This window comes from Streptomyces sp. NPDC059010, assembly GCF_042740355.1.
Classification (GTDB): domain Bacteria; phylum Actinomycetota; class Actinomycetes; order Streptomycetales; family Streptomycetaceae; genus Streptomyces.
In genome coordinates this window covers 34352-42469 of the sequence record NZ_JBHYJA010000010.1, presented here as the reverse complement: position 1 = coordinate 42469, position 8118 = coordinate 34352, and the positions used below count along the sequence as shown (strand labels likewise).

At 72.2% G+C, this 8118-nt stretch carries 8 protein-coding genes; 1 reads left to right on the top strand and 7 read right to left on the bottom strand.

Annotated features, from left to right (window positions below):
- From ACFWYS_RS12470 to ACFWYS_RS12445, 6 genes are all read right to left on the bottom strand, one after another.
- Positions 1-1433: penicillin-binding transpeptidase domain-containing protein (locus ACFWYS_RS12470; RefSeq protein WP_384766387.1), on the bottom strand; the 1433-nt coding region annotated here is incomplete at its 3' end.
- Positions 1430-2848 (bottom strand): FtsW/RodA/SpoVE family cell cycle protein, encoded by a 1419-nt coding sequence (locus tag ACFWYS_RS12465; protein ID WP_384766385.1) that lies wholly within the window; start codon positions 2846-2848, stop codon positions 1430-1432. The genes ACFWYS_RS12470 and ACFWYS_RS12465, both read right to left, overlap by 4 nt.
- Before the next feature lie 43 nt (positions 2849-2891).
- The gene (locus tag ACFWYS_RS12460) at positions 2892-3287 is read right to left on the bottom strand and encodes an SH3 domain-containing protein (RefSeq protein WP_384766382.1); all 396 of its coding nucleotides are present in this window, start codon (positions 3285-3287) and stop codon (positions 2892-2894) included.
- 214 nt (positions 3288-3501) lie between these two features.
- Complete coding sequence (locus ACFWYS_RS12455) at positions 3502-4740, bottom strand: ATP-binding protein (RefSeq protein ID WP_384766379.1); 1239 nt, start codon at positions 4738-4740, stop codon at positions 3502-3504.
- Positions 4737-5504, bottom strand: coding sequence for a hypothetical protein (locus ACFWYS_RS12450; protein ID WP_384766377.1), 768 nt, complete (start codon positions 5502-5504; stop codon positions 4737-4739). Before ACFWYS_RS12450 ends, ACFWYS_RS12455 begins: the two co-directional genes overlap by 4 nt.
- 146 nt (positions 5505-5650) lie before the next feature.
- Positions 5651-6157 carry a dual specificity protein phosphatase family protein gene (locus tag ACFWYS_RS12445; RefSeq protein WP_384766375.1) on the bottom strand — a complete coding sequence of 169 codons (507 nt, stop codon included), beginning with the start codon at positions 6155-6157 and terminating at the stop codon, positions 5651-5653.
- 114 nt (positions 6158-6271) lie between these two features.
- Between ACFWYS_RS12445 and ACFWYS_RS12440 the strand changes: the two genes are divergently transcribed.
- Positions 6272-7078 carry a nuclease-related domain-containing protein gene (locus tag ACFWYS_RS12440; protein WP_384766372.1) on the top strand — a complete coding sequence of 269 codons (807 nt, stop codon included), beginning with the start codon at positions 6272-6274 and terminating at the stop codon, positions 7076-7078.
- A gap of 144 nt (positions 7079-7222) precedes the next feature.
- Here ACFWYS_RS12440 and ligD read toward each other — a convergent pair whose 3' ends face one another.
- Positions 7223-8104: a non-homologous end-joining DNA ligase gene (gene ligD / locus ACFWYS_RS12435; protein WP_384766369.1), complete on the bottom strand. Its 882-nt coding sequence runs from the start codon at positions 8102-8104 to the stop codon at positions 7223-7225.
- Positions 8105-8118 lie beyond the last annotated feature (14 nt).

Sequence of the window (8118 nt, the reverse complement as noted above, 5' to 3'; positions counted from 1 at the left end):
GCCCGGGCGAGGGGCGCGCCGCCCCCCCCGCCGCTTAACCCGCCCCGGTCCGCGACCGCGCCCCCCCCCCCCCCCCCCACCGCTACGTTGGGTCCCCGGGCGCGCTCGCCCTGGGCCCAGGAGACGAACCAGGCGTACGGCGTCCCGGAGTTGCCGAGGCCGTGCTGGGCGGTGCCGGTCTTGCCGCCCACCGTCGCACCCGGGATCCAGGCGTTCGAGCCGGTGCCCTCCCGCACCACGTCCACCATCAGCTCCTTGACCAGACGGGCGGTCGACGGGCGCATCGCCTGCCGCGCCGGGCCCGACCCGGCCGCCGCGACCGTGGAGCCGCCCGCCCGGGTCGTGCGCTCCACCAGATACGGCGAGCGCACCTGCCCGCCGTTCGCCACCGCCGCCGAGACCATCGCCATCTGCAGGGGGGTGGCCCGGGTGTTGTACTGCCCGATCGACGACAGGGCGAGCTGCGCCCGGTCCACCTTCGTGTCGAAGGTGCTCTCGGCCACCGAGAACGGGATCCGCACACCGGGGTCGTTGAAGCCGAAGGCCTTCGCCGTCTCCGCCATCCGGTCCACGCCCACCCGCACCCCGAGCTTGGCGAACACCGTGTTGCACGACCACTCGAACGCCTTGCGCAGCGGAACGTCCTTGCAGCCCTTGGACGAGTTCGTCAGCGAGGTCCTGGTGCCCGGCAGACGGTAGGGGTCCGGGGAGTCGGTCGGGTCGTCCAGCTCCTCGATCACCCCCGAGTCCAGGGCCGCCGCCGCGGTCACCACCTTGAACGTCGAACCCGGCGGATACGTCTTGCGCACCGCCCGGTTGAGCATCGGCCGGTCCGGATCGCGGTTCAGTGACTGCCAGGACCGGGGGACCGCCGAGCCGTTGCCCGACAGCACCGACGGGTCGTACGACGGCGACGACACCAGGGCCAGGATCCGCCCGGTCGCCGGCTCCACGGCCGCGACCGCGCCCTTGCGGCCGCCCAGCCCCTCGAACGCCGCCTCCTGCGCCCCCCGGTGCAGGGTGGTGAGGACGTCGCCGCCGGGGTTGCGGTCGCCGACGGCGGCACCCCGCCACAGCGGGAACGGCGACAGCAGCGGGTCCGTGCCCGCCAGCACCCCGTCCTCGGAGTGCTCCAGGAGCGTCGTGCCGTACACCTGCGAGGCGAAGCCGGTGACGGGGGCGTACATCGGGCCGTTCGTGTACGTCCGCTCGTAGCGCAGATGCTCGCCGGTGTCCCGGGATCCGGTGACCGGTTCGCCGCCGACCTTGATGTCGCCGCGCGGCTGTCCGTAACGGGCGATGACGGGGCGGCGGTTGGCGACGTTGTCGTCGTAGGCGCGGGCCTCGAAGAGCTGGATGCGGGTGGCGTTCACCAGCAGGGCGACCAGCAGCAGGGCGCAGAAGAAGGCGGCGTGCCGGATGTGCCGGGTCATCGGGCCGCCTGCGCACGGTCCTCGGATCCCGTCACCACCGCGGCCTCCTCGCCCTTGGGCACGCCGAACCGGCTGCGCGCCTTGTCGCTCACCCGGATCAGCAGCGCCACGATCGCCCAGTTGGTGACCACCGACGAGCCGCCCTGCGCCAGGAACGGCATCGCCATGCCGGTCAGCGGGATCAGGCCCGTCACGCCGCCCGCGATCACGAACACCTGGAGCGCCACGATCGAGGCCAGCCCGACGGCGAGCAGCCGCCCGAAGGGGTCCCGCAGCGCGAGGCCGGCCCGGTAGCCCCGCTCCACCAGCAGTCCGTAGAGGATGAAGATCGCGGACAGGCCCGCGAGGCCCAGCTCCTCCCCGGCCGTCGCCAGGATGAAGTCCGACTTGACCGCGAAACCGATCAGGATCGAGTGGCCGAGGCCGAGTCCCGTACCCACCAGACCGCCCGCCCCGAAGGCGAACAGCGACTGGGACAGCTGGTTGGGGCCCTGACCGGCCTCGATCGACGCGAACGGGTGCCGCCAGTCCTCGACCCTGCTGTGCACATGCGGCTCCAACTGCCCGACGGCCACCGCGCCCAGCACCGCGAGGAGCAGGCCGACCGCGATCCAGCCGGTGCGCCCGGTGGCGACGTACAGCAGGACCACGAACAGTCCGAAGAACAACAGGGAAGTCCCCAGGTCCCGTTCGAGGATCAGCACTCCCACGCTCAGCAGCCAGATGGCGACGATCGGCCCGAGGACCCGCCCGGTGGGCAGCTGCATCCGGCGCAGCCCCGGAACCCGACGGCCGGTGTACGCCAGCGCGTTGCGGTTGGCGGCCAGATACGCCGCGAAGAACACCGCGAGCAGCACCTTCGCGAACTCGCCGGGCTGGATGGAGAATCCGGCGATCCGGATCCAGATCCGGGCGCCGTTCACCGACGGGAAGAAGATCGGCAGGGTGAGCAGCACGAGCGCGGCGACGACACACACGTAGGAGTAGCGCTGCAGCACTCGGTGGTCGCGCAGCAGCAGCACGACCACGATGAACAGCCCCACCCCCAGCGTGGACCACACGAGTTGGGTCGGCGCCGCCAGGTCGTCCGGCGTCTCCAGGTCGAGCCGGTAGATCAGGACCAGACCGAGCCCGTTGAGCAGCACCCCGATCGGCAGCAGCAGCGGGTCCGCGCAGGGGGCGCGCAGGCGTACGGCCACATGCGCGAAGAGCGCGAGTACGCCGAGCCCGGCGCCGTAACCGGCGGCACCGGGCGGGACGGTGCCGTGCTGGGCGAGGCCGACCGCACAGTAGCCGTACACGGAGAGCAGGACGGCCACGACGACGAGGGCCAGTTCGATGCCACGGCGCCGGGGGAGACGTACGGCGGGAGCGGGCGTGTCCGCTGCCACCAGGGTGGTTCCGGCCTTGGTCATGTCCGGAACTTACCCAAATAGTCCGTCTTGTGTGCCTAACGCCTCAGCACCAGCGCGGCGAGCGCCGGGTCTCGATGAACTGGGCCGACCCCCAGGCCCAGGTGCCGTCCGCGAGGAGGTACCAGCGGTTGTTGCCCTGGACGCTCTCGCCCACCCACTGGCAGAAGATCCTGACGATTTCCCCTTGGTGGGCGGTCCGGATCACCTGGCTGCCCCGGTTGGGCGCACTGCGCAGCAGCAGCGTGCTCGCGGTGACCCGCCCCCGGGTGAACTGCTGGTCCCCCCAGTCGCCCCCGTCCCCGCCCCAGTCCTCCTGGGACGTGGTACCCAAGTCCCCCTCGGCCTCCCACCCGTCGTCGGCGACAGCGGGCGTGACGGCAGCCGCACCGGCGAGCAGGCCGGCGGCTATGGATATCGCGAAGCGGGAGCACAGGGCCATGGGGACCTCCTGGGCAGGGGAACAAACCTGACTATCCGCCACATTAGGAGCGATATCGCCCTGTCGCTCGTCCTAATGGGCCATAGGAGAAGCGCCCCAGCAGGGGCGCGGGGCTGCATTTGATTTGCGGCTCCGCCGCGTGGGCGCGAACAACCCCCACGACCCGCAGCCGACAAACAACCCGCGGCCCCGAGCTCTCACCCGCCCAACCCACTCACGGCAGGACAAGAGTCGCCACGGCCCCACCATCCACCGCATTCGCGAACGTCAGCCGCGCCCCCAGCACCTCCGCCTGCCCCAACGCGATGGTCAGCCCCAGCCCATGCCCCTTCGCTCCCCCCTCCGTACGAAACCGCTGCGGCCCGTGCGCGAGCAGATACCCCGGATACCCGTCACCGTGATCCCGCACGGTGACCACCGCCCCGTCCACCGTCAAGGTCACCGGCCCCCGCCCATGCTTGTGCGCATTGGCCACCAGATTCCCCAGCACCCGCTCCAGCCGCCGCCGATCCGTCTCCACCACGAGATCCCGCCCGACGACGACCTCCGTGACACCTTCGGAGGAACCCCGCACCACCCGCTCCGCCAGCGCGGCGAGCGGCTCGCTGTCCAGCTCCAGCCGCTCCCGCCCGGTGTCCAGCCGCGAGATCTCCAGCAGATCCTCGGTCAGCGTGCGCAGCGCGGCCACCCGGTCCCGCACCAGCTCCGTCGGCCGTCCCGTCGGCAGCAGCTCGGCCGCCGCGTGCAGCCCGGTCAACGGCGTCCGCAGCTCATGCGCCACATCCGCGGTGAACCGCTGCTCGGCGAGCAGCTTGCTCTGCAGCGACGACGCCATGGAGTCCAGCGCCGCGGCGACCGAGGCCACCTCGTCCTGCGGCCTGCTCGGATCCTGGGTACGGGGATCATCGACCCGCGCGTCCAGATCGCCGCCGCTGATCCGCCGGGCCACCCGGGCCGTGGCGTGCAGCCGCCGCGTCACCCGCGTCACCGCGAACACGCCCACCAGTACCGTCGCCCCGATCGCCAGCACCGACGACCACAGGATCGCCCGGTCCAGCCCCTCGATGGTGCGGGACTGCTGCGAGTAGTCGATCCCGACGGCGAGGACCCGCTCGTCGTCGACCGGGCCCGCCGCCCACATCATGGGGCGCCCCCGGTGATCGGCGACCATCGTGCCCCGCTCCCCGGCCAGCGCCAGGTCCCGCAGCGACCGCGGCAGCTCCGGCGGATCGACACGGGCGCCCGGCATGAGCGGGTCCCCGGCCTCGAACGCCGCCGTCGCGTCCGCCAGCCGGGACAGCGCGCGGTCGCGGGCCTGGCCGACGGTCTGGTTCGTCACCGAGACGTGCACCAGGATGCCGAGCAGCGCGGCGAGCGCACAGCACATCACCGTGATGAAGACGGCGGCCTTCACGGCCAGCGTGCCCGACCACCGGGGCAGCCCGAACCTCATGGGGTGCTCGCAGTGGGAGAGGCCGAGCGCGAGGGCGAGGCGGAGGGCGACGGCGAGGGGGTAGGCGTCCGGTGCGGATTCTTCCGGTGCGTGCCGGTGCGCAGCATCTCGTCGTGCGTGAGCAGCATCGCCTTCTGGTCCGCGTCCCAGGTCCACTGCAGCCGGTACTCGTACCCGGCGACCTCGGACGGCGAGCGTATGATCACCGACCGCCCGGCCAGCTCGACGGCGCTGACGGCGTCGTCCCAGCTCATCACCTGCACGAGCCGGTGCTTCTCGATTGTGTACACACGCACCGCGGTCGTCATGCCGGGCATCAGCCGGAAGCCCAGCGTCAGCTCGGGGCGCCCGTCGCCGGTCAGATCCCGGTAGTAGGGCTGGAGCACCGGGCACTTACCGCGTCCGGCGCCCCTGGCGCACTGGGCCATCAGCCGGCCGGTGTCGCGGTACTGCGCGGCCTTGCCCTCGTAGTCCCCGGGGCTCTTGGCCATCTCCTTGCGTACGACCGTCACCGGGTCCACGTCGCGGATGTCGCCCCCGGGAACGGTGACGCCCTTCACGGCCTCCCGGACCACCTCGCCGATCTCATAGGCGGGCCGGGACGCCGGCGTCAGCTGGGGCCAGAGCTTGTCCGGGCTGACCGCGGTCTCGGTCGGCCCCGCGCCCTTGAGCCCTCCGGCGTCGTCGCAGGCCGTGGCGGCCGCCAGCAGCAGTGCGACAAGGGCGCTGCACACGGCGATGCGCGTGGTGCGGCTGCTGGGCACGGTTCTCCTGGTACTGGCGACAGGGCTGGGGCTTGGGCCGGGGGTTGGGCTGATGCTAGGGCTGGGCTGGAAATGGGTGTCGGCCCGCCCACCCTATTCGTACGGAAGTCCTTTTTGCGCACCCGGTGGGCGGACGGGCGAACCGGCTACTCGGCGAGTTCCTCCAGCAGCCGGGCGGTCGGCAGCCCGGCCCTGAGGTACTCCACGAACAGCTCGTTGTGCAGGGCCCACGGAGAGCGGCGGGAGCGTATCAGCCGGATCGCCCGCTCGGCGGAGTGGTTCCGGCGGATCAGGGCGTGGGCGACGACCAGCCCCGAGCGGTTGTACCCGTGGTAGCAGCGGACGAGGACCCTGCGGCCCTCGTCCAGTGCCTCGCAGGCCGCCTCGGCGAGCCGGATCACCCCCGCGAGCTGGGTGCCGTCCAGCGGCCCGTCCGGGATCGGCCACACATGGTGCTCGACGCCGGGGGCGGGTCCGTGGCCGGGCAGTCGCAGCAGGGTCTGCACAAGATCGAACTCGTGCCGTACGACGGCGAACTCCAGTTGTCCCGACTGGCCCCGGAACTCGTGTCCGCCCATCCAAAGGCCGGGCACGATCTCGCTCCACGGGCTCTCCGGAGCCGGTACGTCGGGTTGCTTCCTGCGGGTACGCAACGGCGCCTCCCCAACCACCCCTCCCGGGGGGTCTGCCCAACTCCTCACAAAGGTAACCGGGTTCTTGCCCGCGCAGCACCCCGCCTGTTCCCATGGTCAGTGGGGTGATGGTGCATGAGCGGACTGCGCGTCATACCGACCTGGCGACACGGCCAGGAGCGGCTCTACGTATGCCTCAAGGACGGGCGCAACCTCGCCTGGTACGACCGTGAGGCCGCCAGGATCAACCTGCTCAGCGAGGACCGCAGAGACGATGTGCTGGAGGTGCTCGGACCCTTCCTCACCGGGCCGGTGACGGTGGGCCCGCCGCCGGTCCCCACGCCCGCCGAGCTGGCCCGGCTGACCCTCCACCCGGACGACGACCTGGCGCCCAACCGGCCCGGTGAGGCGCTCCTGGTCGCCCTCGACCGGGACCCGGGCCCCTCTCACCGGCTCCGCGCCGACCCGCGCCGCCGGGCGCTGACCGCCGAGCAGACGGTCGGCGAGGCCCTGGACCGGCTCGACGGCGCCGGCTGGCACGCGCTGCACTCCGTGACGCTGCCCGGTGGTGACCGCATCCACCATCTGGTGATCGGCCCCGGCGGGCTGTTCGCGCTGCACGCCCTGTACGCCCGCAAGCAGAAGGTGACCGTCGCCGACCCGATGGTGTCTCTCGGCCGCCGGGAACCGTATCCCCTGCTGCGCCGCGTCCGCGCCGACGCCGACCGCGCCTCCTACGCCCTGACCGCCGAGGTCCACCCGGTCCTGGTCCTGGTCGCCCCCTCCGACGTGGCGATCCCCGGGCCGGTGCGGGAGGTACGGGTCCTCAGGGACACGGAGGTGGCAGGGCTGGCCCGGCTGGGCGGGGTGCTGAAGCCGGCGGACGTGGAGGCGCTGCATGCGATGGCGAGGGACCGGCGGGTTTGGGGTGCCGTCGGCTGAGCTGCGCGGTCGGCTTCGGCGGCCGTCACTGGGGGCTGCCGCCCCCAGACCCCCGCTTCGGCCCTGAAGGGGGCCTCGTCCTCAACGCCGGACGGGCTGGATGATGCCGGGCGGCACTGGGAGCTGACCGTTGCGGTCGTGCAGTCAGGGCAGCGCGCCCGCACGGTCCCCGTCGAGCAGCGGGGCCAGCAGGTCGCCGTAGTCCTGCAGGCGCGGTGCCAGGTCCGCGGCGAGGAAGGTCAGGGAGGTGGGGGAGCGGCAGTCCTCCACCTCCTCCCAGGTGACCGGGGCCGACACCGTCGGCTCGCTGCGGGCCCGCAGGGTGTAGGGGGTGGCCGTCGTCTTGCGGGCCGCGTTCTGGCTCCAGTCGACGAAGACCTTTCCGGGCCGCAGGCTCTTGGTCATCCGGTGGATCACCAGCCGGGGCAGGGCCTTCTCGGCCGCCACGGCGAGTTCCTTGGCGTAGTCGGTGGCCTGCTGGGAGGGGGCCGGCCGGATGGCCGCGGTGAGATGCAGCCCCTTCGAACCGGACGTCTTGGCGTACGCCTCGATGCCGTCGGCGGCCAGCCGCTCCCGTAGCCACAGGGCCACCTCGCAGCACTCCACCACGGTCGCGGGCGAACCGGGGTCGAGGTCGAGGACCAGCCGGTCGGCCTCACCGGGCGCGTCGATCACCCACTGGGGCGTATGGAACTCGGTGACCAGGTTGGCCGCCCACATCAGGCTCGCGAGGTCCTGCACGAACACCATCCGCGCCGGCCCCTCGACGCGCGGCACCTCGGCCGTGGTGATCCAGTCGGGGATGCCCGGCGGCACGTTCTTGGTGAAGAACACCTGGCCGTCCGGGCCGTCCGGGTAACGGAGGAAGGACACCGGCCGGTCGCGCAGATGCGGCAGCAGCACCTCGGCCGTGGTGGCGTAGTAGTGCAGCAGCTCGCCCTTGGTGAAGCCGGTCGCCGGATACAGCACCTTCTCCAGGTTGCTGAGCGCGAGCCGACGCCCCTCCACCTCTGTGATCGGCGTCATACGATGAGAATTCC

Excerpts from the sequence above, each read along its gene's own strand:
- ACFWYS_RS12465 (WP_384766385.1), bottom strand. The coding sequence starts at position 2,848 with ATGACCAAGGCCGGAACCACCCTGGTGGCAGCGGACACGCCCGCTCCC.
- ACFWYS_RS12460 (WP_384766382.1), bottom strand. The coding sequence starts at position 3,287 with ATGGCCCTGTGCTCCCGCTTCGCGATATCCATAGCCGCCGGCCTGCTC.
- ACFWYS_RS12455 (WP_384766379.1), bottom strand. The coding sequence starts at position 4,740 with ATGAGGTTCGGGCTGCCCCGGTGGTCGGGCACGCTGGCCGTGAAGGCC.
- ACFWYS_RS12440 (WP_384766372.1), top strand. The coding sequence starts at position 6,272 with ATGAGCGGACTGCGCGTCATACCGACCTGGCGACACGGCCAGGAGCGG.
- ligD (WP_384766369.1), bottom strand. The coding sequence starts at position 8,104 with ATGACGCCGATCACAGAGGTGGAGGGGCGTCGGCTCGCGCTCAGCAAC.